This is a genomic window from Algibacter amylolyticus (assembly GCF_014202225.1).
In the GTDB taxonomy this organism is placed as follows: Bacteria; Bacteroidota; Bacteroidia; order Flavobacteriales; family Flavobacteriaceae; genus Algibacter_B; species Algibacter_B amylolyticus.
In genome coordinates, this window is the sequence record NZ_JACHGE010000001.1 from 794841 (window position 1) to 819447 (window position 24607).

Genomic DNA, 24607 nt, shown 5'->3' on the forward strand with positions numbered 1-24607 from the left:
AGGTTTTAACTTATGAAAATAAAAGATTTTTAAGTTGATTTATAAAACGTAAATTTGCAACTTCTTAAAACGGATGAAGATGAAATACAATTTCAATGAAATTGAAGCCAAATGGCAAAAATATTGGGCAAAAAACCAAACTTTTAAAGCGGTAAATGGTAGCGAAAAACCAAAATATTATGTTTTGGATATGTTTCCTTACCCTAGCGGTGCAGGATTGCACGTTGGGCATCCGTTAGGTTATATTGCTTCCGATATTTATGCACGCTATAAACGTCACCAAGGGTTTAATGTTTTACATCCTCAAGGGTATGATAGTTTTGGGTTGCCTGCAGAGCAATACGCTATTCAAACTGGGCAACATCCGGCTATTACAACTAAAGATAATATTGCAACCTACCGCCGCCAGTTAGATCAAATTGGATTTTCTTTCGATTGGTCTCGCGAGGTACGCACATCCGATCCTAGTTATTACAAATGGACACAATGGATTTTTATCCAATTATTTAATTCTTGGTATTGTAAACATGCTCAAAAAGCATTCGAGATTAAGGAGCTTATAACGTACTTTGAAGAAACAGGAAATGGAAATATTGATGCCGTTTGCGATGATAATGTTGAGGTTTTTACAGCAGAGGAGTGGAATGCTTACTCTTGGGAAAAGCAACAAGATATTTTATTAAAATACAGATTAACTTATTTAGCCGAAACTGAAGTTAACTGGTGTCCTGCTTTAGGAACCGTTTTGGCTAACGATGAAATTGTAAATGGCGTTTCAGAGCGTGGTGGACATGCCGTTATTCGTAAAAAAATGACACAGTGGAGTATGCGAATTTCTGCCTATGCAGAACGTTTACTTCAAGGTTTAGAAACTATTGATTGGACCGATTCTTTAAAGGAAAGCCAGCGTAACTGGATAGGGAAATCGGTTGGTGCTCAAGTAAAATTTAAGGTAGTTTCAAACGAGGTTAAAGAAGCTCCAGAATTAGAAGTTTTTACAACCAGACCCGATACTATATTTGGTGTAAGTTTTATGACACTTGCTCCAGAGCACGAATTAGTGCAACAAATTACAACACCAGAACAAAAGGAAGCTGTTAATGCATATATTTTAGCAACTGCTAAACGTAGCGAGCGCGATAGAATGGCCGATGTTAAAACCATTTCAGGCGTTTTTACAGGGGCTTATGCTATACATCCATTTACTCAAAAACTGATTCCTATTTGGATTGGCGATTACGTGTTAGCGGGTTATGGTACAGGCGCTGTAATGTCTGTTCCTTGTGGCGATGAGCGCGATTATGCCTTTGCAAAACACTTTAATATTCCAATTATTAATATTTTTGAAGGTGTTGATATCTCGGAAGAACCATTTACAGATAAACAAAAAACCGTTATAGGAAATAGTGATTTTTTAAACGGAATGAATTATAAAAAAGCAACCAAACGTGCTATTTACGAGTTGGAGCAAATTGAACAAGGCGAAGGTAAAACGAATTACCGTTTGCGCGATGCGGTGTTTAGCCGTCAGCGTTATTGGGGAGAACCTTTTCCTGTGTATTATGTTAAGGGAATGCCACAAATGATTGATGCTGCGCACTTACCTATAAAATTACCAGAAGTTGAAAAATATTTACCAACCGAAACCGGCGAGCCACCTTTAGGAAATGCTACGGTTTGGGCTTGGGATACCAATAAAAACGAAGTGGTTTCAAATGACTTGATTGATAATGAAACCATACATCCTTTAGAATTGAATACCATGCCAGGGTGGGCAGGAAGCTCATTTTACTTTAATAGATACATGGACCCGGAAAACCAAAACGACATAGCATCGAAAGAAGCTATGGACTATTGGAAAGATGTCGATTTGTATATTGGAGGAAGCGAGCATGCTACAGGACACTTGTTATATGCTCGTTTTTGGCAAAAATTCTTGTTTGATAAAGGTGTTGTTCCTGTTGATGAGTTTGCTAAAAAACTGATTAACCAAGGTATGATTTTGGGGACAAGTGCTTTTGTTTACAAAATTAATTTAGAATTTAAATTGATTTATACGATAAAACCTTTACCAGAAACAATATTACTAAACTATGCACAACCTTTTGGAAAAGTGAAAGAACAAGATGGAAGTGTTGATAGTAATTATTTGGTTTCTAAGTCAATTTATGAAAGTTACAAAGGAACTAACCCTAGTATTGATACTTTAACCTTTGTATTTGACTTTAATAAAGAATACTGGAAGAATCGTATAATGAATCAGGTTTTAGAAAATGTTGAAGATAAGCAAGTGTTGAATTTTTATGATGTTGAATTAGAGTTAAATAATTTTAATTTGAAACCAATTCATGTAAAGGTTCAATACGTAAATGCTTCTGATGAATTAGATATTGAAGGTTTAAAATCTGATAGAGAATTTGGTGAAGATTATAAAGATGCCGAATTTATTTTAGAAGATGGCGTTTACAAGGTTGGTAGAGATGTCGAAAAAATGTCTAAATCCAAATACAATGTTGTTAATCCTGATGATATTGTTTCAGATTACGGTGCTGATAGTTTACGTTTATACGAAATGTTTTTAGGCCCATTAGAGCAATACAAACCTTGGAATACGGCTGGTATTACAGGAGTTCATAATTTCCTTAAAAAACTATGGAAGTTGTATGCCGATGATAACGGACTTAAAATTACTGATGTTGCGCCAACTAAAGACAACCTAAAAACCTTACATAAAACCATTAAAAAGGTACAGGAAGATATCGAGAATTTCTCTTTTAATACTTCGGTGTCTACCTTTATGATTGCGGCTAACGAGTTAACGGCTCAAAAATGTACCTCGAAAGACATTCTAGAACCACTATTGGTTTTAATATCTCCTTATGCGCCACATATTGCCGAGGAGTTATGGAGCCAGTTAGGGAATAGTGAGTCTATTTCAACGGCACCTTTTCCGGAGTTTGATGCGAGCCATTTGGTTGAAAGCAGCAAGAATTATCCAATTTCTTTTAACGGTAAAACGCGTTTTACCATGGAATTACCACTGGATATGAGTAAGGACGATATTGAAGCTGCTGTTTTAGCAAACGAAAAAACACAAGAACAATTAGCAGGACGCACACCTAAAAAGGTTATTGTAGTTCCTGGTAAAATTGTGAATATTGTAGGGTAAGTTAAATACTAACTACTGCGCTATTTCATAGTTTTGGTTGTCGTAAAAAGGACTAAAATAGGTTGGTTTTAATTTAAAATAAGTACTACCATTAACAAATAAACCCGCATTAGGGATTGAGGTTTTGTTGAAGCTCTTTTTGTGTTGTTGCACTTATGCAACACAAAAAAGCGACTACCGAAAGCCCGACCCTTGGGTAATGCCCTAATAATTTTATTAAAAATAAGAATGAATTATACTGAAACTATTGGATTTGTAGCAGCCATTTTAACTACTGCTGCTTTTCTTCCGCAGGTATTTAAAACTTGGAAAACTAAAGATGTTACCGGTTTGTCTTTACCTATGTTATTAATGTTTTTTGCTGGTATTGTGGCTTGGTTAATTTATGGGGTTTTAAAGGATAGCCCATCTATGATTTTTGCTAACAGTATTACAGTGGTATCTGCTTTTTTACTGATGTTTTTTAAAATAAAATACTCTAAAAAATAGCTGTTTAGGTACACAATTGTAATTCCTACCAATTTGATGTAAATTATATAAAAATTAGAATTAATTGTTTTTGCATGAAAATAATTTAACGAAAAGCGTATTTTACAGATAATATTTAAAATTATTGTTTTAATTTTGCTTTAGTTTTCACACCTAAACAACTTAATTATGAAAATTGGAGTTCCTATAGAAATTAAAAACAATGAAAATAGAGTAGGCATGACACCTTCTGGTGTTTTTGAACTTACTAAGCGAAACCATAACGTTTATATTCAAAAAAACGCAGGGTTTAATAGTGGTTTTTTAGACGAAGATTATATTGAAGCCGGAGCTACAATTCTTGATACTATCGAGGAAGTATATAGTGTTGCCGATATGATTGTAAAGGTTAAGGAACCTATTGAGCCAGAATACAAGTTAATTAAAGCAGACCAGATTGTGTTTACGTATTTTCATTTTGCTAGTAGCGAGGTGTTAACTAACGCGATGATTGAAAGTAAATCTGTTTGTATTGCTTATGAAACGGTTGAGGATGCCGATGGATCGTTACCTTTGTTAATACCTATGTCTGAGGTGGCAGGTAGAATGTCTGTGCAACAAGGTGCTAAATATCTTGAAAAACCAATTATGGGTCGTGGTGTTTTATTAGGTGGAATTCCTGGTGTGCCTCCTGCAAAAGTATTGATTTTGGGTGCTGGTGTGGTTGGTGTACAAGCGGCACGTATGGCTTCTGGATTGGGTGCTAGCGTACATGTTTTAGATATTAATATGAAAGCGTTACGCCATGTAAGTGATGTGATGCCAAATAACGTTATAAGTGAGTTTTCTAGTGAGTATAATATTAGAAAACATATTGTAGATTCCGATTTAATTATTGGTGGTGTGTTAATTAAAGGGGCTAAGGCACCTAAATTAATTACTAGAGATATGCTTAAAGAAATGCGTCCAGGAACCGTTATGGTTGACGTAGCTGTAGATCAAGGAGGTTGTTTTGAAACTACAAAACCTACTACACACCAAGATCCCACTTATATTATAGATGAGGTTGTGCATTATAGTGTGGCCAATATGCCTGGAGCTGTACCTTACACATCTACAATGGGTTTAACTAACGTAACATTACCTTATGTTATTAAGTTAGCTAATGATGGTTGGGAAAAAGCTTGCGATAATAGTGCGGCTTTAGCTAAAGGATTAAACATTGTAAAAGGCGAGATTGTATATAAAGAGATTGCCGAAGCTTTTGATATGGAAATGGCTTAAGCCTTTTTTAACTATATTTTAAAACGTCTAAATACTTATTAGTTAAGGTTTAGGCGTTTTTTTGTTTTAATGCCTAGTGTTTTATTTAACTGACATTTATTCAGTTTATAAATTTGGCGTTATTTTTGTTATCTTTAATTATAATTTTAAAATAAAAACAATGATTGGATATTATATATTAATTGGTGCCATTTCTTTAATGAGTTGGTTAGTAAGTAGTCAATTAAAAAGGAAGTTTAAAAAATACTCGCAAGTACATTTAAGAAACGGTATGAGTGGTGCAGAAATTGCCGAAAAAATGTTGGCCGATCATGGTATTAGAGATGTTGAGGTTATATCTACAGCAGGACAATTAACAGACCATTATAACCCTACTAATAAAACGGTTAATTTAAGTGAGTCGGTTTATAACCAACGTAATGCGGCAGCGGCGGCTGTTGCTGCTCACGAATGCGGACATGCAGTGCAACATGCTACGGCATATAGTTATTTAACTATGAGGTCTAAATTAGTACCCGTGGTACAAATTACCTCAAGTATGTCGCAATGGGTCGTTTTTGGTGGTGTTGCTTTAATGGCTTCTAACGCTTTAGGCGGTGCCGGACAATGGGTGGCTATTACTGGTTTGGTAATGATGAGTTTTGCAACCATATTTAGTGTTATTACTTTACCTGTAGAGTACGATGCTAGTAATAGAGCATTAGCTTGGTTAAAAAATAAAAACATAGTAACTCCAGAAGAATATAAAGGGTCTGAAGATGCCTTAAAATGGGCGGCTAGAACATACTTGGTTGCTGCCATTGGTGCCATTGCTTCACTAATGTATTGGGCACTTCAAGTTTTTGGAGGGCGCGATTAAAACCATATAAAAATTACTTATTAAAAGCTCTGAATATTTTCAGGGCTTTTTTGTTTCTTTATTGCATAATAACAGGTCATGAAAAATCCATTAGAATACTATAAAACCCATTTACAGGTTTATAAAGCGCAAGTGCAACGCTTAACTAATACCATGACGCTTTTTAGCTTGTATCGATTAGCGGTGTTTGTGGGTATTGGTTTTGGGGTGTATTTCTTTTTTAACCAGTGGCAAATTGCAGTGGCAACAGCTGTTTTTGGCGTTGTTTTGTTCATTTATTTATTATCAAAGCATACCGATATTAAAAGGCAACGCGATTTTAATAAAGCTTTGGTGCAGATTAATGAAGATGAAATTAAAATTGCCTCGGGTGATTTTCACGACCGAAATGATGGTTTACAATATCAAGACCCAACACATTATTATAGTTTAGATATCGATTTGTTTGGTCGTGGTTCGTTTTTTCAATTTATAAACAGAACCACTATACAAGAAGGCACAGCGCAATTAGCAAATGCACTTAAAGCTAATAATGTAGATGGTATTAAGGCTAGACAAGAAGCTATTAATGAGCTAAATAATAAACCTAAATGGCGCCAGCATTATACAGCAACATCGAGTTTGGTTCATGTTGAAACTCCAGCAAAACAGATTATTGGGTGGTTACAAAGTCATAAATCATTTTTACCAAAAATAATGTCTGGGTTGCCACTAGTATTTAGTTTAGGAACGCTTGTTTTATTAGCGCTTACGGTATTAAATGTTATTGAAAATAAGGCAATAATTGGCTATTGGTTATTTATTGGGTTAGCTATAACAGGGCGTTACCTTAAAAAAATAAATGTATTAGCGTCTAATACCGATAAGATTAAAGATACCTTTAGGCAGTATGCTAGTTTGTTAGATTTAATTGAAAACGAATCCTTTACTTCGGAATTGTTACAACAAAAGCAGAAGCAAATTCAGTCGGATAATAAGAAAGCTTCCGAAATTTTTAAAGTGTTTTCAAAGTCCTTAGATGCTCTAGATAATAGAAACAACCTAATAGGTGCCATTTTTGGTAACGGTTATTTTTTAACCGATGTTAGAAATAGTTATAAAATAGAACAATGGATAGCGCAGTATGGCAATAAGGTTTCCGATTGGTTTGATGTGGTTTCGTTTTTCGATGCTTATAATTCTTTTGGTAATTATGTTTATAACCATCCGGAATTTGTATTTCCAGAGATTTTAGAACAAGGAGCGGTTATAAAAGCTAAAGGTTTAGGGCATCCCTTATTAAATAAAAACAAGCGTGTGGATAGCGATTTAACCATAGAAAACGAAGCGTTTTTTATAGTTACTGGGGCAAATATGGCTGGTAAAAGTACCTTTTTAAGAACCGTATCGCTACATATTGTAATGGCTAACGTTGGGTTGCCTATTTGTGCACAATCAACGCAATATTCGCCGGTAAAACTAATTACGAGCATGCGTACAACAGATTCTTTAGCCGATGATAGTTCGTATTTCTTTTCGGAATTAACACGGCTTAAATACATTGTAGATGCCATTCAAAAAGAACCTTATTTTATAATTTTAGACGAAATTTTAAAAGGTACCAATAGTACCGATAAAGCTATAGGCTCTAGAAAGTTTGTTGAAAAGTTAGTGGCATCGAACGCTACAGGAATTATAGCAACCCACGATTTAAGTCTTTGTGAAATCGAGAAGGAATTAGAGGCTGTTAAAAATTATTACTTTGACGCCGAAATAATTAACGATGAGCTTCATTTTGATTATACTTTAAAAACAGGTGTTTGCCAAAATATGAATGCATCGTTTTTATTGAAGAAAATGGAGATTGTATAATTTAGCAGTCTTCAGTCTTCAGTCTTCAGTCTTCGGTCATCGGTCATCGGTCATTTTTCATCTTCCCAATCATTTCAAGTGCATTCTCATCATCGGGTTTTAAACTTAAAACTTTATAGTAGTTTTTTAAAGCTTCATTATTGTTACCTGCCTCAAAGTGTGCTTCTCCCAAACTATCGTAAACATTGTATTTGTAAGGAAAAATTTTGGTGTTTAAATCAAATACATACAAAGCTTTTTCAAATTGGTTAGATCGCAATAACGAATAGCCATACGTATTTAATTCTCTGCTTCCTTTTACAAATTCGGCAAGTCTAGGCACTAAATTAGCTTCGTTTAGTTTTAGGCTATCTATGGGTTTAGAGTTTAATAAATAATCCATGTAGTTTGCAGTCATGTAGTTAGGTTTGTATGTGTTGTTGGTAACAATGTTTAGAATATCGCGTTCTAAAGTTTCTTTAGGGTGTTCTACAATGCGATTTATTTCTTTTCCGTTTTTATAAAAAATAAAGGTTGGTACACGGTGTATGTTTAATCCTCTCTCTTCATGGTTGGGACTTTGTTTGTAAGCTTCTTTAGTGTTATTAACAGCAATAACTTCTAGCTGATTTTCTGGGAATTTTGCCGCTTCAATAACTTTATAAAAACGCGGTACTTCTAGTTTACTATCACCACACCAACTACCTAGAAAAACTTTTATATGGTATGGTTTTAAAGCGTCTTTTAGATTTTTAGTAATAGCATTGTTAACCAAATACGCCTCATAGTTTTTTGAAAACCACGAGTTAAATGTATGGCTTGTTAGTCCGGTTTTATCGATTTTCCCTAGTAAAACCTCATTTCCCTTTGTATCTAGTTCAATATGATTTAAAGGTTGCGAAAATCCGAGTTTCAGAATCAATAAAATGATTAATGTAATACCTGTTCGTTGCATGATTTTGATTGTTTTAACCAAAAATAGAACTATAAAACTTCTATTTTTAAAAATCTGGATACATAGCCATGTCAACCATACTAATGGATGTTTTGCGTTTATAAACAGCAAAACTAACGTTGGTAACTACAAAACCGACTTTTGTACATAATGTTTGATGGTTTTGGCTTTTCTGTTTACTTTTAAAAAATGACGATTACTAAAAAACACACTTCGCAGGCTTTGGTCCATATTTTGTTTTGGATGCTCTTTGTATTTGTGTCCTTATTTCTGTTTTCAGATTATTACTGGAAAGAAAATCCGTTTTTACAATACGTCATCCTTTTAGTGGCCATTGTTTATGTAAACCACGTTTTTTTACTGCCTTTTTTTGTTAAAAAAAAGTGGTATCTGTTTTACGCTTTTGTATTTGCCGGAATTTCTTTTTCGGCCACACAATTATATTGCTATGCCTTTGCACAATGTGGCTGTAGTATACCAAAATGTTTAAGCGATTATTTATGGCAAACCCTAGTACCGCTAATATTCTTCTCTTTTGTATGGATTCTATATCGGTTTATTGATGAGCAAGAAGCAGTGGAAAACATTAAAAAAGAACATGCCGAAATGGAGCTTAAGTTTTTAAAATCACAAATAAATCCGCATGTGTTATTTAATAATTTAAATACCATTTATTCATATTCCATTGAAAAACCTAACGAAACACCCGAGCTTATTTTAATGCTTTCAGATAACCTAAAACATGTGTTGTATGAAAGCAACGAGAAAACCATTACTTTAGAAAAGGAAATCCATTTTATCGATAATTACATTAAATTTCAAACCATAAGAACCGAAGGCGTAAAGCGTATTAGTTACAATAAATCTATAGATGCTTTAAACCATCAAATAGCACCTTTGCTATTAATTACTATAATTGAAAATGCTTTTAAACACAGTACTTTAAATAGCGAAATTGTAGTAGATATTAAAGTAGAGCAAGGTGTTTTATATTTTACGTGCCAAAATAATTTTGATAAAAACAAGCTAAGTACTAACGACTTAAAAATTGGTTTACAAAATCTTGAAAAGCGTTTAGAGCTTATTTATAAAAGTAATTACCAGTTTAAAATTAGTAAAGACGAGGTGTTTAAGGTTACTTTAAAATTTAATTTAAACTAAATGTCAGTTCGAGTGATTTTTGATAAAAAGTGGTATCGAGAACCCATATAGAACCAAAATTCTTATTCTCGATACAAGTTTTACGCATTTCAATCGTAAAATTTACTCGAATTGACAGAATTTAGTAATATAAATAATGAGCTTAATTTAAACTAAAATGTCAGTTCGAGTGATTTCGATTTTTATCGAAATTGTATCGAGAACCAATCAATTACAAAACTATGAAGTGTGTTATTATTGAAGACGAAATACCAGCGCAAAACATCTTAAAAAACTTTATAGCTAAAATGCCTAGTTTGGAGTTGTTGGCGACTTTTAAAGCTGCTATTGAGGCAAACACCTATTTAAACACACAAAGCGTCGATGTTGTTTTTCTAGATATTAATTTGCCAGATATGTCTGGACTCGATTTTATAAAAACTATTCAAAACCCACCAGCAATAATCATGACAACGGCGTATTCAGAATATGCTGTTACTAGTTTTGAGTTAGATACCATTGTAGATTATTTAGTTAAACCCTTTTCGTTTGATAGATTTTTAAAAGCCGTTAATAAAGCAAAAGATAAGTTAGAGGTTGCCCAAGTAACCAACAATGTAAATGAAGAGACCATCTTTTTAAATGTCGATAAAACCCTGCATAAAATTGTAATAAGTAAAATTCTTTATATTGAATCTCAGCGAAATTATATTACTGTAGTTACAGAGACTCAACGGCTGTCTTATATTGATGCCTTAAAAAACTGGAACACAAAATTGCCTAAAAACGATTTTATTCAAGTGCATAAATCGTTTATTATTAATAGTAAGTTTATCGATAAAATTTCAGGAAACACGCTTTATATAAGCGCGAATAAAATACCAATTGGAAGAACATACAAGCAAGATCTGCTACGTGTATTAGGTGTTTAAGCTCTAGTTTTTTTTTCTTAAACAGCAAAGCTTTAGTGTATTACGTGTTAGTAAATCTACCTAAAGGGTACACGTCTTAAACACCTTGAATTTATTAACGTTATTTTAAGTAACTTTTGTAAAAGTATTGGGTCTAATTAGTACATTTAATATAAAAAAAGAAGACATAATGAAATATTTATTGATAGTACTATTTTTAGGTTTAGGGTTTGTTGTTAATGCCCAAGATGTTAATTTTAATGGGGAGCCATATGAAATTAAAAAAGATAAAATTTTTAAAGCTGGGGTCGATGTTACTGAAACCTTATCGGAAGAAGATAAAGCAGGTGTTTTAGCAGCTTTTGATAGTAAAATGGCTCAAATTAAAAACGCTGAAGAAACTAAAAAACGTGTAGAAAAGGCTGAAAAAGAGCAGGAAAAAGCGGAAAAGGAACAAAAACAAGCTGAAAAGAAGCAAAAAAAGGCAGAAAAGGAATTAAAGAAAAGCCAAAAAGCACAATCTAATTACGACAAAGCGGCTAAAAAGCATAAGGACGCACTTTCTAAATACGAAAAGCTAAAAAGTAAAGGGAAATTGTCGCCAGTTGATGAAGAAAAATGGTTAGACAAAATTGAAAAATATAAAGAAGCTTCAGCAAAAGCAAAGAAAAAACTATAAGGTGCTAATTATAAATAATCTGTTTCTGTTTTAAAATAGAATTAAAAAACGTTATTTTAAGGTTTAGATCTAATATCTATGAAAAAAGACCTTAAAATAGCGTTAATTCAAACGGATTTAGTTTGGGAAAACCCTGAACAAAACCGTGTAAACTTCACAAAGAAAATTAAAAACATTTCAGAGGATGTCGATATTATCGTACTTCCCGAAATGTTCACTTCTGGTTTTACCATGAATGCTTCGGCTGTTGCCGAAACTATGGATGGTAAAACAGTAACTTGGTTAAAAGAATTAGCCTTACAAGTAGATGCTGCCATTATTGGTAGTATGGTTATTTTAGAAGGGAATGCTTTTTATAATCGCTTGCTTTTTGTAATGCCTTCTGGCCAGGTATCGCATTATGATAAACGCCACTCGTTTACCTTAGTTGGCGAAGAAAAAGTATATACTTCGGGCATCAAAAAAGTGATTGTAGATTATAAAGGTTGGAAAATTTGCCCTTTAATTTGTTACGATTTGCGTTTTCCTGTTTGGGCGCGAAATACCGAAGATTATGATGTATTACTTTACGTTGCCAACTGGCCAAAACCTAGAGTTTCAGCATGGGATACTTTATTAAAGGCGCGCGCTATAGAAAATATGAGTTATTGTGTTGGTGTGAACAGAGTTGGAGTTGATGGTGTGAACGCTGTGTATTCTGGTCACTCGGCTGTATATGACGTGCTAGGACAGCAATTAGTAACCTGTGCTCCAAATGAAGACACTATAAAAATCGCTACACTCGAAAAAAGACATGTGGAAGCCTACAGAAACAAGTTTAAATTTTTAAACGATAAAGATCAATTTGAATTTACTTAAACGTAAGTGTTTCTTGTATACCCCAATCCGATCTAATCTCAATTTCTTGAAAATGACTTATTTTTTCTGGTTGAATCTGTTTTAGGTAGTTTCCAGTATCGTACATGCTATTGCCATTAACATCATGCACAACGCGTATAGAATACATGCCTGCCGTTAAATTTAAGAAATCTATGGGGCCTGCTTCTGTGGCGTAACGTTCTTCTTTAACTTCTCCTTTTTTATTTGTTAATTGAATAATAAGTGGGTAAGTAGCATTTACAATGGTAAATCTCACATAACCAAAGTCGGAAGCTTTTTTAGTTCTTAAACTTAAATTTAAAGTGTCCTTGTTTTTGTCGCCATAAAAATCTTCAAAGGCCTCAGGAAGAATTTTAATTTTATAATTGTTGTCTTCAGTTTTATCAAACTTAAATAAATAGGCGTTGTTTAGCGTATCAAAATCTGTTTTAAAGCTTACAGCTGTAGAGTCTTTATCTATCATGCTAATCTTCGAAACATCTATTTTTGTAAGTGGCGTGGTACCTGCTATTTTAAAATCTTCGTCGTACCCAATATTACCAGAAGGCGAGGCTCCAATAACTAAAGTGTCTTTGTCTTTTTTACTCAGTCTAACAGTAAACTCTTTTTCGTAATCGGTATTGGTCACTTTAAAAAGTAAAGAATCGGTTTCAAATTTAGGTTTGTACCAATAGTTTAACGAATCTGTAACGGGATCTTTTGTGATGCGGTATTTAAAATCCGAAGGCGCATCAGAAAGTAGGTCTATTTGCATACCATTATAATCACCTTCAAAACCAAAAGCAATTTTTTCGCCAGCAATTAAACGCGGTCTCGTCGCCTTAAAATCTAACGTTTCGTTAAAAAGGCGTAAGGTGTATAATGAATCGGTTGGCACCTCAATATAATTTTTGTGAAACGCTATTTGATCTGTTTTTTGTTGAAACTTGTTGTCGCCATTACCATCTTTTAAGGCCATTAATAAATACTTGCCAGGTTTTAAGTTATCTATAGAAAAGGTGGTAATACTATCTAAAGTATTTGTAATATATTTTGGAGCAGCTTTATAAACCACAGAGTCTCTAAAGGTAGAATCTACTTCGTATAATGCAACATTTACAAAGGTTTCTGGCTTCTTTTTTAAAGCATCAACAATGTTTCCTTTTACAGATAGCGAATCAATATAATCGCCAGTAGATAGGACATAACGGTAATATGGATACGGGTTGCCTTCGTTGTTATCGGTTATACTATTTCCAAAATTAAAAGCGTAAGTGGTATTAGGTTGTAAGGTGTCGTAAATTTTAATGGTAATATATTTACTTCCGCCACTTAAAGGTGAAACGTCTGGTGGAGTATTCATTGGTGGCGAAATAATAAGCTGTTTTTTAATGTCTTTTATTTTAATGTACTCATCAAAGTATACCTTAATTTCATCGCCCTTAAAGTTGGTTGAATAATTTTCTGGTTCAGATTTTACAATTCTAGGAGGTGTATCATCTTTTGGTCCACCTTGTGGTGTTCCACGATTAGCACAACTAATAATAACTAAGCCAATAATTAAGGCGAAAATAAAATTTGAAAGGGTCTTATTCATCAACAACTTAAATTTTTAGCAAAAGTACATGAATTCGGTTAAAAAATATAACGATAATATATTTATGCTATTGCCATAACAGCAATACTTATTTTTATGTTTTTAGCTTCGTTTAAAACCAAAATGCAAGCTTCTAGTGTGGCACCTGTGGTTATAAGGTCGTCCACAATTAAAATATGTTTGTTTTCAATTTTTTGTGGATTTTTAAGTGTAAATAGCTGATTATCGTTGGTCCAACGCGCAAAACGTTTTTTAGTAACCTGCGATTTGGTGTTGGTTACCTTTAGCAGAACATCATCCACATATTGAGCATTAAGCGCTTCCGCTATTTGTTGTCCAAATTTAGCAACTTGATTAAAACCTCTTGTTTTTAATTTGTTTTTATGTAACGGTACCGGAATAACGATATCAATATCTTGGTAAGCTTCTAGTGTTTTTAATTCGCCACCCAACCAATTTCCTAAAACAAACCCAATATGCTCATGCTTTCGGTATTTTAGGTTGTGGATAAGGCGTTGCACATGGCCTTTCTTTTCAAACCGGAATAAAGCAGTGCCATTTTCCACTTGGGCACGACCGTAAAGCACCTTTTTTACGCTATCGTTATTATCAAAATGAAAATTGGTAATGGGTAGGTCGTGTCGGCAGTCTAAACAGATGGTTTTCTCGTTATCACTTAGTAAATTATGGCATGCGTAGCATACTTTAGGGAAAAGTAAATTTACTATAGATTTAAGCATGATAAAAAATGTAGTCTTGTAAACTTAATTATTTTTAACAAAATGACGTTTGTTTTAAGCGGTTTTTTATTTTTGCACCTATGGCAAATCAAGATGATCAATTTAAGAAGGTAATTTCGCATGCAAAGGAATACGGATATGTGTTTCAAAGTAGCGAGATTTACGACGGTTTAAGTGCAGTATACGATTACGCACAAAACGGCGCAGAACTAAAGAAAAATATACGCGACTACTGGTGGAAAGCCATGGTGCAAATGAATGAAAATATTGTAGGTATTGATGCTGCAATTTTCATGCATCCAACCACATGGAAAGCTTCTGGTCACGTCGATGCGTTTAACGACCCTTTAATAGATAATAAAGATTCTAAAAAACGTTACAGAGCAGATGTTTTAATAGAAGATTATTGTGCTAAAATTGAAGCAAAAATTGAAAAGGAAGTTAAAAAAGCCGAAAAACGTTTTGGTGATGCCTTTAATAAAGAAGAATTTGTTTCAACTAACGGACGTGTAGTTGGTTACCAAGAAAAGATAAATTCAATTCTTTCTAGAATGGCAAAATCTCTAGAAAACGAAGATTTAGCCGATGTTAAAGCACTTATTGAAGAGTTAGAAATTGCCGATCCATTAACAGGAAGTAAAAACTGGACAGACGTTAAGCAGTTTAACTTAATGTTTGGAACAAAGTTAGGAGCTTCGGCAGAATCTGCAATGGATTTATACTTGCGTCCAGAAACGGCACAAGGTATTTTTGTTAACTTTTTAAATGTACAGAAGACAAGCCGACTAAAAATTCCGTTTGGAATTGCGCAAACAGGTAAAGCCTTTAGAAATGAAATTGTTGCAAGACAATTTATTTTTAGAATGCGTGAGTTTGAGCAGATGGAAATGCAGTTTTTTATAAAACCAGGTACTCAAAAAGAATGGTACGATTACTGGAAAGAGCACAGAATGAAATGGCATTTATCTCTAGGAATGGGGGCCGATAATTATCGTTTTCACGACCATGAGAAATTAGCGCATTATGCTGATGCCGCTGCCGATATAGAATTTAAATTCCCGTTTGGTTTTAAAGAATTAGAAGGGATTCATTCTAGAACCGATTTCGATTTAAAAGCACACGAAGAGCATTCTGGAAAGAAATTACAATATTTCGATCATGAAGATAATGCAAGCTATACACCATACGTTTTAGAAACATCCATTGGTTTAGACCGTATGTTTTTAGCTGTTTTTTCAAACTCTTTACAAGAAGAAGAACTAGAAAACGGAACAACTAGAACCGTTTTAAAATTACCAAGTGTTTTAGCGCCAGTAAAAGCAGCTATTTTACCATTGGTTAAAAAAGATGGTTTGCCAGAAATAGCAAAACAAATTGTTGAAGAGCTAAAGTGGGATTTTAATGTTATTTATGATGAAAAGGATGCCGTAGGACGTCGTTACAGAAGACAAGATGCCAACGGAACACCGTTTTGTATTACTGTAGATCATGACTCGAAAGAAGATGGCACAGTAACGATTCGTCATAGAGATTCTATGGAGCAAGAGCGTGTTAAAATTGAAGATTTACGTACTATTATTAAGCAAGAAGTAGATGTGCGTACTTGGTTAATGAAAATGTAAAATTCCTGTGTAAACAGGAATCTCATAAAATAAAAACCCAAGCATTGCTTGGGTTTTTTGCGTTATAAATTAATTATATTTACAGGGCAACAACTATGTATTTGCTATATCCTGATATGTTGATGGGTAGTATTAATTAAAAAACGTAACTAGATTTGAAAATTGTAGAGAACCACAAAAATGGCTATGTGATTTCAACCGATAGAAAAAAGTTGAACGTGGCATTAATTCATGATTTTTTAACTAATGAGTCGGGTTGGAGTAATGGGATACCCTATGAAAAGGTTGAAAAATCAATTAATAATTCTTTAAATTTTGGTATCTATTTTGACGACAATTTAATTGGATTTGCACGAGTAATTTCCGATTTTTCTACGATCGCCTATTTAGGGGATATTTTTATTTTGAAAGCACATCGCGGACTCGGGTTGAGTAAATGGCTTATGGAAGTTATTATGGAACACAAAGAATTACAAGGTTTAAGACGTTGGATTCTATTAACAAGCACAGCGGAATGGCTTTATGAAAAGTACGGCTTTACAAAATTGCCTCAACCTGAAATTTATATGGAGAAACACAATCCGAAGGTTTACCAAAATGAATAAAACATCGCATAGTCGCGTACTTGAAGTAAAACGGCCCTTTTTTTTACAAAAGCCTGTTGGTTATATATGCACTTGCCTATTTATTTGTTGGTCCAAAGATATTAAGGATTCGGTGCGCTGTACGCCGGTTATGGTTTGAATTTTTTCATGTAATAAACGCATTAAGTGGGCATTGTCTTTACTTAAAAGTTTAATAAATAAACTGTAATTACCAGTGGTGTAGTGGCACTCTAAAACTTCGGGTATGCGTTTTAAGGCTCTAACCACATCGTCTGTGTTGGCGGCTTTATCCAGATAAATACCAACAAAGGCTAAGGTTGTAAACCCTAAAACTTCTGGGTTTATTATAAATTTTGAACCAGAAATTAGTTTAGATTTTTCCAGTTTACGTAAACGTTGATGGATGGCTGCTCCAGATATACCAACGTTTCTAGCAATTTCTAAAATAGGTGTTCTGGCATCTGTGGTTAAGGCTCGAAGTATTTTTTTGTCGATGCCATCTATAGTAATTACTTTGTTTTTTTGTTTCATAAAAAGCACTTGTTTTTTAATTCCCGTTAAGGAGGGAATTTTATTTGTTTGCTGTAGTTAAGTCGTCTTTAGTATTTAAAATGCCGTCTTTTCCTTTCGAAATTAAAGCAAACGTGTTTGTGTCTGCTAATACGATATAATGGAATTCATTGCCCCATGCGTCTAGAGTGATGTTCTTTCGTAATGGATTGTTTCGAATAATATCTTCTAGTTTTTTAGGATAATAGCCATCCACTTCTTTATTTTCAATAATTAGGGCTTCAACTTTAATTAGTTTTTTAATGGTGTTTTTCGCATTAGAAAAATAGTGTTGGTAAAGTGAAAATGAAATTCCTAATAGGATTGTTATTACAATGGAATAAAATACAGCTTTAGCGTATGGATGAATCATTAATTTTTTAGGAAGATTGTGCTCCTTCTCGAATTGCCTTCTTTTCTTTTTGTCTCTCCAGAATTGGATATCAACAAAAATCTCTAAGAAAAATCCAATAAATTCTAGTATTTGTACCATTAAAATTTCACTCTAAAATATAAAAGTAAGTATTTGATATTAAATTGAAACTATAAGTTGCGTTATGGATTGCAGTGGAAAGCCCAAAGCCCGACGCAGGAGGTGAGAGGACTTGCAGCCTTTCGACTTTGCTCAAGACAGGCTTCAAGCCCGACCCTTTGCCCTGAGCATAGATGAAGGATGGGTAATCTGCCTGCCGGTAGGCAGGTGCCCAAACACTAAATATTTAAAGGGTTATAGCCTAAATAAGGAACTTCTTTTTCTTGAAACCTAATACCGTAGTTTTCGAGTTCTTTTAAAATGGGGTTATAGACTTCTTTGGTGATAGGAATTTGAACACCAGGAGTTTTTATTTTGCCATTTAAAATGGCAAGTGTGGCAATGGCAACGGGTAAGCCCACCGTTTTTGCCATAGCGGTATAGGTTTGGTCTTCGCCAAGTACAACCATATTGGCGTCTATTTGATGTTGTTTTCCGTGTAGCTCGTAACCGAATTTATGATACATAACGATCATGTCTTTGTCGGTTTTTGATAGGGTCCAGCTGTCCATTAATATTTTTTGAAGTATTTGTGCCGGAGTTGCTTTTTTGAGCTCTACGGGTTTATTAGGGTTGAAAATATCGAGTTCTATGAGTTTATCCCAAACCATATCATCTTGATCGATTTTTAGTTGGTGGCGTAGTTTTAACTCGACCGAATCTGTAGGGCTGTATGGCAGAAAGGCGTTTACAAAATCGCGATAACTCATGTTTTCGCTATCGTCTATGGTGTAGCTATCGTCGGTCATTCCAAGTGTGGCAAAAATATGCCATGCACGACTAAAACCTACACGACGCATGGTGCCACGGTATAGGGTTTTAACATGGTCTAAGCCGTAAACGCTTTGGTATTTTAGGGAGTCGCGGTTGGCATACACTTCAAAGCGTCCAAAATTGGGAATTTCTAAAAATTCTGTGCGTCTAAATAATCGGTTATACGGAATGTATTTGTAAGCGCCTTCTTGAAGGAATTTGGCGGCGCCACCTTGACCTGCAACCACAACATTTCTAGGGTTCCAAGTAAATTTGTAGTTCCATAGGTTGTTATCGCTTTCGGGAGCTACTAAACCACCTGTAAAGGACTCGAACAAAATAATTTTGCCACCTTTATCCCTAATGCGGTCTAGAACTTGCATAGCGCTCATGTGGTCTATTCCGGGATCGACTCCAATTTCGTTCATTAAAACTAGATTGTTGGCCTTGGCATCGTGATCTAGATGTTGCATTTCTGAACTTACGTAACTAGCCGTAACCATGTGTTTTTTATATGTAATGCAATCTTTAGCAACTTCAATATGAAAGCGGGCCGGAAGCATGGATATTACAATATCTGCATCTTTAATAGCTTGTGTTCTTGATGGGCTGTCAAACACATCCAACTGAATAGCTTTGGCGTTTTTATGGCTGCCAATTAAGGATTTTGCGTGGTCTAAATTTAAATCGCCTACGGTAATAAATAAATTTTCGGAAGCCGATTTATCTAGCAGATATTTTAATAAGTAAGCTGTTGATTTTCCTGAACCAATGACTAAAATCTTTCGCATATTAAGTAAATTTGTTGTGATTATAGATATGCTGTTTTGGCATTTTATTGTACCAATTTACTAATTATTAAGTGTAATTTTAAAGAATAATTAAAGGAAGATGAATAAAACAATATTGGTTACCGGTGCTATTTTGGGTGTTTTAAGTATTATTTTGGGGGCTTTTGGCGCACATGCTTTAAAGGAATTAATACCCGAAACGGCACAACAAACTTTTGAAACCGGGGTGCGTTACCAAATGTATCATGCATTGTTTTTGTTATTTATAGGTCATAGTCCTTTGATTAAGGAAAAAACAAAGCGCATTATTTTCTTTTTGGTGGTTATAGGAGTTTTGTTTTTTTCGGGTTCTATTTATGGATTGGCAACAAATTGTTTATCTGGTTTTAATTTTAAATCTATTGGTTTTATAACGCCAATTGGTGGTTTGTTATTAATTATGGCATGGTGTTTTATGTTAGGGTCTTTTTTGAATTTTTCTTCGAAAAAAGTCGGTTAATTTAAGGATACTTGAAAAAAATGTCTTTATTTTGTGTTTTAGTATAATTTAGAGTCAGGTTATGGGAAACAACAGTGAAGTTACGAAAACGATTGCGTTAGAAAAATACGGTATTAAAAACGCTAATGTAAACTATCAATTAACGCCCGAAGAATTGCATGATATTACGGTATCAAAAGGATTAGGTGTAGAGGCTGCATCTGGTGCTTTGGCAGTTAATACTGGTGAATTTACGGGGCGTTCTCCAAAAGATCGATTTATAGTTAAAGATGATGTAACTAAAGATAAGATTTGGTGGGGCGATGTCAATATTCCGTTTGAACCTCATGCTTTCGATAAATTATATAATAAGGTTGTCGATTATTTATCTGAAAAGGAACTTTTTGTTCGCGATTGTTATGCCTGTGCAGACGAAAATTATAAGTTAAAAATTCGTGTTATAAATGAATATCCTTGGAGTAATCAGTTTGCATACAACATGTTTTTACGCCCAACCGAGGCGGAGCTAGAAGATTTTAATCCAGAATGGACCATTGTTAATGCACCTGGTTTTATGGCTGTAGCCGAAGAAGATGGAACCCGACAACATAATTTTGCGATTTTAAATTTCACAAAAAAAATAGCCTTAATTGGTGGTACTGGTTATACCGGCGAAATTAAAAAAGGTATTTTTTCGGCATTAAATTTTATACTTCCTGTTTTTAAGAACACTATGCCTATGCATTGTAGTGCTAATGTGGGTAAGGATGGTGATACGGCTATCTTTTTTGGCTTATCGGGTACGGGAAAAACAACGTTATCTACAGATCCAAATAGAAGTTTAATTGGCGATGATGAGCACGGATGGACAAACGAAAACACCGTATTTAATTTTGAAGGTGGTTGTTATGCTAAGGTTATTAATTTATCTAGAGATAACGAACCTGAAATTTACGATGCCATTAAAAAAGGAGCTATTCTAGAAAATGTTATTTTAAATGATAAGGGTGATGTGGATTTTGCTGATACCTCTATAACACAAAATACACGAGTAAGTTACCCTATTCATCATATTGAAAATATACAAGTGCCTTCTATAGGTAAAAACCCAAAAAATATATTCTTTTTAACGGCTGATGCTTTTGGTGTTATTCCTCCAATTTCTAAGTTAACACCTAGTCAAGCGGCTTACCATTTTATATCGGGTTATACCGCTAAAGTAGCAGGAACAGAAGCCGGTGTTAAAGAGCCTGTGCCATCGTTTTCGGCATGTTTTGGAGCACCTTTTATGCCTTTGCATCCTGCTAAGTACGCCGAAATGTTAAGTGATAAAATGATTAAGGCTGGTGTTAATGTTTGGCTAGTAAATACGGGTTGGACTGGTGGTCCATACGGTGTTGGTACACGAATGAAATTAAAGTATACGCGCGCCATGATTAATGCCGTTTTAAATGGCGATTTAGGACTTTATAATTATGATGATTACCACATTCACTCGGTATTTGGTGTAGCGCAACCAAGAAGTTGTCCAGGTGTACCAACAAGTGTGTTAAGTCCAAGATCTACGTGGAATGATGATGAAGCCTATTATACCACAGCATTTAAACTAACCAATGCGTTTAGAGAAAACTTTAAAAAGTTTGAAGCGCATTGCACTGAAGAAATAAGACGTGGTGGCCCACAACGTTATGCGTTTTAAAAAAAAAGCCGATTTAATTAAATCGGCTTTTTTTTTATGATTTAATTATTTAAAGAATAATAATTAAAAGTAAAATTATAATAATTGCTCCGCTTGATATGTAAATACCATTACCTGAAGCTTTTATGCTTTTTTTAATTGCTCTAACTTCTTTTCTTAATTCCTTTTTTTCCAAACGGCTTAATGAAGATTTTTCAATACTTTTTATTTCATTTAAGCGGTCTAACATTATTTTAATCTCCTCCGGAATGTCTTCAGCCTTAGCAGTATTATTTATGGGTGGTGTTTCAGAAGCATAAACAGTATTAGGAACTACACATAATGATAAAACGATCACTACCAAGCAAATAATTTTTTTTCTCATAATTTATGTTTTTCAATTAGTTATTTACTAAATATACAATTTAATAAATAAATGACGAATTGAATTGATAGACCTTATTTTAGAGTAAAATATAAAAGGTGGTTTTACAAATCATTCCTTTTTCAAGCTTGATATCTTGTAAAGTTGAAGTTTTTAGCGTTTTAAACTCATATGACCTTGCAGGGTAGAACCATCGGTGTAAACGATTTGATACCAATAATCGTCTGTTGGTAATATGTTGCCATTGCTTGTGCCATCCCAACCTTTTTCTATTTCAATTATTGTTTTTAAAAGCTTGCCATAGCGATTGTAAATATGCACTTGTGCTATCCGGTTAACAGGGTTTGGTGTTATCCAATAGTCATGGACACCGTCGTTATTTGGTGTGAAAAACTTTGGAGGTGCGTGAATGCCGGCTTTTCCGGTTGTAAAAATTTCTTCAGTACATCCAATAGCTTCTCCGGCTAAATTGTATGGCTCTATAATAACGTAGATTCTTCTGTTTTCAGGTAAATCGCCAGGTATATTATAGCGTGTTATGTCTCCAACGTCAAAACGATTAAAAATATCAATATTATCGGTAAATGTTTCGACTGTTAATATGTAACCTGTGGCGTCTGCAACGGGCAGCCATTCTAAATCGGTATCAACAGGAACTTCAAAGGCTCCAGCTAAAGGTAATATTAGTTTGGTACAATTAGGAACAGGAAATACGGTTCCTGTTGTAAAACGTTCTGTTATACAACCTGTGGCATTTCCTTGATTGTTATAAGGGGTTATGGTAACAAAAATTCGTGTGTTTCCAGGGAAATCGCTAGTTGGTTCGTAGAAGTTAGTATTACCTACATCAAAAGCATTTAAAATATCAGTGCCTCCAGCTGTAGTTCCTAAACTTAATCTGTATCCTGTGGCCTCGGGTACAGTAAGCCATGTTAAGTTTGTATTAAAAAGAACATCGGTATCACCATCCATGGGAATAGAAAGTGTTGTACAATCTGGTGCTAAACCTGAACCTCCTGTAATAAAGTGTTCTTGCAAACACGTGGAATTATCACCAGATGCATCATAAGGTATTATGGTTACATAGATACTTGTGTTGGCTGGATAGTTTCCAGATAGATTGTACGTAGTGGTATTACCAACATTAAAGTTGTTTAAAAGTTCCGCTCCGCTAACCGTTGTGCCGATAGATAATTTATATCCTGTTGCATTTTGAACTTTAAGCCAAGTTAAATCGGTCGCAACAGATACGTTTACAGCATTATTTAAGGGTTGTACAAGTGTCGTGCAAGTAAGTCCTGGTGCCGTTGCTCCTGTAATAAAGTTTTCCTCAATGCAGGTGGTAGCGTCACCATCGGAGTTATAAGGCGTAATTTTAACATAAATATTAGAGCTTCCAGGTAAGTTAACCGGCAGGTTGTAAAAGGTTGAGTTGCCAACATCAAAATTATTTAGAATATCTGTTGCTCCAGGTGTTGTGCCAAGGGTAAGTTTATATCCTGTGGCATCTGGAATAAAATTCCAAGTAAAATTGGTTTCTACGGGTACATTAGTGTCCCCATTTAATGGCTGAATTAAGGTGGTGCAGCTGGGAGGAATTAAAGTAGTTGTAATTGAGGTATCATTGTAAGTTGAAACGCTATTTAATAAAACGCTACCATACATTGTTGTTGATAGGACTAAGTACAAAATAGAAATGTAGTATGTATTTAAACAATGTTTTATCATGAATTTGATTTCGACAGAATAATTGAATTGTTTTAGTATACCCAATAATACAGAATAGTTAAGGGATTGATTATAAATTAAAATTCAATTGTTATAAATTATCGTTTAGTTTCCTTGTGATAGTCTTATTTTTGATAGTTTATTGGTTTTGGTTAAGGCAAAGTTTAGAGCAAAAAAAGAGGATGATTTTTTAAAATCATCCTCTTTTTATAATGTTATAATAAAGTCTTATTTCCCTTTATTAGCTTTTTCAATATATTTTTGAAGCGCCATAGTCATTGAAGGAGTTTCAGGAGTTGGAGCAGAAATATCTACACGCAATCCTTTTTCTTCAACAGCTTTAATAGTGGTGTTTCCAAAAACAGCTATTCTAGTTTCGTTTTGTTTGAAATCTGGAAAGTTTTGAAATAAAGATTCAATTCCAGAAGGACTGAAAAACACCAACACATCATACGATACGTTAGCTAAATCAGATAAGTCACTAACTACAGTTTTGTAAAAAGTAGCTTGTTTCCAGTTAACACCTAAAGAGTCAAGTGTTTCAGGAACAGCAGGTTTTACTTTGTCTGTATTAGGTAGTAAGAATTTTTCGTCTTTGTATTTTTTAATTAAAGGCGATAATTCAGCAAAAGTACGTTTCCCAACATAAATTTTACGTTTTCTGTATACTACATACTTTTGAAGGTAGTAAGCAACAGCTTCAGACTGACAAAAGTATTTCATTGAGTCAGGAACTTTAAAACGCATTTCTTCAGCAATTCTAAAAAAATGATCTACCGCATTTCTACTTGTTAAAATAATTGCGGTGTAATCGCTTAAATCAATCTTTTGATGCCTAATTTCTTTGGCAGACACACCTTCAACATGAATAAATGGTCTAAAATCAATTTTCACACGTTGCTTTTCTTGTAAGTCAAAGTAGGGCGAGTTCTCTATTTTAGGTTCTGGTTGAGATACTAAAATGGTTTTCACTTTCATAAGCGCTAGCGTTTTTTA

At 34.2% G+C, this 24607-nt stretch carries 22 protein-coding genes; 13 read left to right on the forward strand and 9 right to left on the reverse strand.

The annotated features are described in order from the left end of the window. The first annotated feature begins 79 nt into the window (after window positions 1-79). The 5 genes from HNQ90_RS03390 to HNQ90_RS03410 all read left to right on the forward strand — a co-directional run bounded on the left by HNQ90_RS03390 (window position 80) and on the right by HNQ90_RS03410 (window position 7631). On the forward strand, window positions 80-3169 hold the full coding sequence (locus HNQ90_RS03390) for a leucine--tRNA ligase (RefSeq protein WP_144115229.1): 3090 nt from the start codon (window positions 80-82) through the stop codon (window positions 3167-3169). Window positions 3170-3397: 228 nt separating this feature from the next. Continuing rightward, window positions 3398-3658: a SemiSWEET family sugar transporter gene (locus tag HNQ90_RS03395; protein WP_144115230.1), complete on the forward strand. Its 261-nt coding sequence runs from the start codon at window positions 3398-3400 to the stop codon at window positions 3656-3658. Between the two features lie 168 nt (window positions 3659-3826). Next, complete coding sequence (gene ald / locus HNQ90_RS03400) at window positions 3827-4921, forward strand: alanine dehydrogenase (protein ID WP_144115231.1); 1095 nt, start codon at window positions 3827-3829, stop codon at window positions 4919-4921. A gap of 160 nt (window positions 4922-5081) precedes the next feature. Beyond that, window positions 5082-5780 carry a zinc metallopeptidase gene (locus HNQ90_RS03405; RefSeq protein ID WP_144115232.1) on the forward strand — a complete coding sequence of 233 codons (699 nt, stop codon included), beginning with the start codon at window positions 5082-5084 and terminating at the stop codon, window positions 5778-5780. 78 nt (window positions 5781-5858) lie between these two features. Continuing rightward, on the forward strand, window positions 5859-7631 hold the full coding sequence (locus HNQ90_RS03410; RefSeq protein WP_144115233.1) for a MutS-related protein: 1773 nt from the start codon (window positions 5859-5861) through the stop codon (window positions 7629-7631). Window positions 7632-7674: 43 nt separating this feature from the next. Here the strand turns inward: HNQ90_RS03410 and HNQ90_RS03415 are convergent, their stop codons facing one another. Then, window positions 7675-8565 carry a thioredoxin family protein gene (locus HNQ90_RS03415; protein WP_144115234.1) on the reverse strand — a complete coding sequence of 297 codons (891 nt, stop codon included), beginning with the start codon at window positions 8563-8565 and terminating at the stop codon, window positions 7675-7677. Between the two features lie 189 nt (window positions 8566-8754). Here HNQ90_RS03415 and HNQ90_RS03420 point away from each other — a divergent pair, with 189 nt between their 5' ends. The 4 genes from HNQ90_RS03420 (at window position 8755) to HNQ90_RS03435 (ending at window position 12153) form a co-directional block, all read left to right on the forward strand. Beyond that, complete coding sequence (locus HNQ90_RS03420; RefSeq protein ID WP_241678321.1) at window positions 8755-9726, forward strand: sensor histidine kinase; 972 nt, start codon at window positions 8755-8757, stop codon at window positions 9724-9726. Between the two features lie 221 nt (window positions 9727-9947). After that, window positions 9948-10637, forward strand: coding sequence for a LytR/AlgR family response regulator transcription factor (locus HNQ90_RS03425; RefSeq protein WP_144115235.1), 690 nt, complete (start codon window positions 9948-9950; stop codon window positions 10635-10637). A 169-nt stretch (window positions 10638-10806) separates the two neighbouring features. Continuing rightward, window positions 10807-11295, forward strand: a complete 489-nt coding sequence (locus HNQ90_RS03430; RefSeq protein ID WP_172625812.1) for a hypothetical protein — start codon at window positions 10807-10809, stop codon at window positions 11293-11295. Window positions 11296-11373: 78 nt separating this feature from the next. Further along, the gene (locus HNQ90_RS03435; RefSeq protein ID WP_144115236.1) at window positions 11374-12153 is read left to right on the forward strand and encodes an amidohydrolase; all 780 of its coding nucleotides are present in this window, start codon (window positions 11374-11376) and stop codon (window positions 12151-12153) included. Here the strand turns inward: HNQ90_RS03435 and HNQ90_RS03440 are convergent. Together HNQ90_RS03440 and HNQ90_RS03445 are read right to left on the reverse strand one after the other, a co-directional pair. Next, window positions 12146-13750, reverse strand: coding sequence for an Ig-like domain-containing protein (locus HNQ90_RS03440; RefSeq protein ID WP_144115237.1), 1605 nt, complete (start codon window positions 13748-13750; stop codon window positions 12146-12148). The genes HNQ90_RS03435 and HNQ90_RS03440 overlap by 8 nt on opposite strands. 62 nt (window positions 13751-13812) lie before the next feature. After that, window positions 13813-14490: a ComF family protein gene (locus HNQ90_RS03445; protein ID WP_144115238.1), complete on the reverse strand. Its 678-nt coding sequence runs from the start codon at window positions 14488-14490 to the stop codon at window positions 13813-13815. An 80-nt stretch (window positions 14491-14570) separates the two neighbouring features. On the opposite strand from HNQ90_RS03445, the gene HNQ90_RS03450 reads away from it, so the two are divergent. Both HNQ90_RS03450 and HNQ90_RS03455 read left to right on the forward strand, forming a co-directional pair. After that, window positions 14571-16112, forward strand: coding sequence for a glycine--tRNA ligase (locus tag HNQ90_RS03450; protein ID WP_144115239.1), 1542 nt, complete (start codon window positions 14571-14573; stop codon window positions 16110-16112). A 155-nt stretch (window positions 16113-16267) separates the two neighbouring features. Beyond that, entirely contained in the window at window positions 16268-16717 is a 450-nt protein-coding gene (locus HNQ90_RS03455) for a GNAT family N-acetyltransferase (protein WP_144115240.1), read from the forward strand. A gap of 60 nt (window positions 16718-16777) precedes the next feature. Here the strand turns inward: HNQ90_RS03455 and HNQ90_RS03460 are convergent, their stop codons facing one another. From HNQ90_RS03460 to HNQ90_RS03470, 3 genes are all read right to left on the reverse strand, one after another. Beyond that, on the reverse strand, window positions 16778-17248 hold the full coding sequence (locus tag HNQ90_RS03460) for an Lrp/AsnC family transcriptional regulator (protein ID WP_092848265.1): 471 nt from the start codon (window positions 17246-17248) through the stop codon (window positions 16778-16780). A 40-nt stretch (window positions 17249-17288) separates the two neighbouring features. After that, on the reverse strand, window positions 17289-17759 hold the full coding sequence (locus HNQ90_RS03465; RefSeq protein WP_144115241.1) for a type II secretion system protein GspG: 471 nt from the start codon (window positions 17757-17759) through the stop codon (window positions 17289-17291). A 218-nt stretch (window positions 17760-17977) separates the two neighbouring features. Beyond that, a complete protein-coding gene (locus HNQ90_RS03470) occupies window positions 17978-19342 on the reverse strand; it encodes a saccharopine dehydrogenase family protein (protein WP_144115242.1) in 1365 nt (454 codons plus the stop codon). A gap of 100 nt (window positions 19343-19442) precedes the next feature. On the opposite strand from HNQ90_RS03470, the gene HNQ90_RS03475 reads away from it, so the two are divergent. Beyond that, a complete protein-coding gene (locus tag HNQ90_RS03475) occupies window positions 19443-19841 on the forward strand; it encodes a DUF423 domain-containing protein (protein WP_144115243.1) in 399 nt (132 codons plus the stop codon). A gap of 61 nt (window positions 19842-19902) precedes the next feature. After that, a complete protein-coding gene (gene pckA, locus HNQ90_RS03480) occupies window positions 19903-21519 on the forward strand; it encodes a phosphoenolpyruvate carboxykinase (ATP) (RefSeq protein ID WP_144115244.1) in 1617 nt (538 codons plus the stop codon). 49 nt (window positions 21520-21568) lie between these two features. Here the strand turns inward: pckA and HNQ90_RS03485 are convergent, their stop codons facing one another. From HNQ90_RS03485 to HNQ90_RS03495, 3 genes are all read right to left on the reverse strand, one after another. After that, on the reverse strand, window positions 21569-21883 hold the full coding sequence (locus tag HNQ90_RS03485) for a hypothetical protein (protein ID WP_144115245.1): 315 nt from the start codon (window positions 21881-21883) through the stop codon (window positions 21569-21571). 153 nt (window positions 21884-22036) lie between these two features. Further along, window positions 22037-23611: a T9SS type B sorting domain-containing protein gene (locus HNQ90_RS03490; RefSeq protein ID WP_144115246.1), complete on the reverse strand. Its 1575-nt coding sequence runs from the start codon at window positions 23609-23611 to the stop codon at window positions 22037-22039. Window positions 23612-23839: 228 nt separating this feature from the next. Beyond that, window positions 23840-24589 carry a uroporphyrinogen-III synthase gene (locus HNQ90_RS03495; RefSeq protein ID WP_144115247.1) on the reverse strand — a complete coding sequence of 250 codons (750 nt, stop codon included), beginning with the start codon at window positions 24587-24589 and terminating at the stop codon, window positions 23840-23842. Window positions 24590-24607: the final 18 nt, after the last annotated feature.

Bases quoted from the DNA above. Each gene is read 5' to 3' on its own strand.
- HNQ90_RS03390 (WP_144115229.1), top strand. From the start codon at position 80: ATGAAATACAATTTCAATGAAATTGAAGCCAAATGGCAAAAATATTGG.
- HNQ90_RS03395 (WP_144115230.1), top strand. From the start codon at position 3,398: ATGAATTATACTGAAACTATTGGATTTGTAGCAGCCATTTTAACTACT.
- ald (WP_144115231.1), top strand. From the start codon at position 3,827: ATGAAAATTGGAGTTCCTATAGAAATTAAAAACAATGAAAATAGAGTA.
- HNQ90_RS03405 (WP_144115232.1), top strand. From the start codon at position 5,082: ATGATTGGATATTATATATTAATTGGTGCCATTTCTTTAATGAGTTGG.
- HNQ90_RS03410 (WP_144115233.1), top strand. From the start codon at position 5,859: ATGAAAAATCCATTAGAATACTATAAAACCCATTTACAGGTTTATAAA.
- HNQ90_RS03415 (WP_144115234.1), bottom strand. From the start codon at position 8,565: ATGCAACGAACAGGTATTACATTAATCATTTTATTGATTCTGAAACTC.
- HNQ90_RS03420 (WP_241678321.1), top strand. From the start codon at position 8,755: ATGACGATTACTAAAAAACACACTTCGCAGGCTTTGGTCCATATTTTG.
- HNQ90_RS03425 (WP_144115235.1), top strand. From the start codon at position 9,948: ATGAAGTGTGTTATTATTGAAGACGAAATACCAGCGCAAAACATCTTA.
- HNQ90_RS03430 (WP_172625812.1), top strand. From the start codon at position 10,807: ATGAAATATTTATTGATAGTACTATTTTTAGGTTTAGGGTTTGTTGTT.
- HNQ90_RS03435 (WP_144115236.1), top strand. From the start codon at position 11,374: ATGAAAAAAGACCTTAAAATAGCGTTAATTCAAACGGATTTAGTTTGG.
- HNQ90_RS03440 (WP_144115237.1), bottom strand. From the start codon at position 13,750: ATGAATAAGACCCTTTCAAATTTTATTTTCGCCTTAATTATTGGCTTA.
- HNQ90_RS03445 (WP_144115238.1), bottom strand. From the start codon at position 14,490: ATGCTTAAATCTATAGTAAATTTACTTTTCCCTAAAGTATGCTACGCA.
- HNQ90_RS03450 (WP_144115239.1), top strand. From the start codon at position 14,571: ATGGCAAATCAAGATGATCAATTTAAGAAGGTAATTTCGCATGCAAAG.
- HNQ90_RS03460 (WP_092848265.1), bottom strand. From the start codon at position 17,248: ATGAAACAAAAAAACAAAGTAATTACTATAGATGGCATCGACAAAAAA.
- HNQ90_RS03465 (WP_144115241.1), bottom strand. From the start codon at position 17,759: ATGGTACAAATACTAGAATTTATTGGATTTTTCTTAGAGATTTTTGTT.
- HNQ90_RS03470 (WP_144115242.1), bottom strand. From the start codon at position 19,342: ATGCGAAAGATTTTAGTCATTGGTTCAGGAAAATCAACAGCTTACTTA.
- HNQ90_RS03475 (WP_144115243.1), top strand. From the start codon at position 19,443: ATGAATAAAACAATATTGGTTACCGGTGCTATTTTGGGTGTTTTAAGT.
- pckA (WP_144115244.1), top strand. From the start codon at position 19,903: ATGGGAAACAACAGTGAAGTTACGAAAACGATTGCGTTAGAAAAATAC.
- HNQ90_RS03485 (WP_144115245.1), bottom strand. From the start codon at position 21,883: ATGAGAAAAAAAATTATTTGCTTGGTAGTGATCGTTTTATCATTATGT.
- HNQ90_RS03490 (WP_144115246.1), bottom strand. From the start codon at position 23,611: ATGATAAAACATTGTTTAAATACATACTACATTTCTATTTTGTACTTA.
- HNQ90_RS03495 (WP_144115247.1), bottom strand. From the start codon at position 24,589: ATGAAAGTGAAAACCATTTTAGTATCTCAACCAGAACCTAAAATAGAG.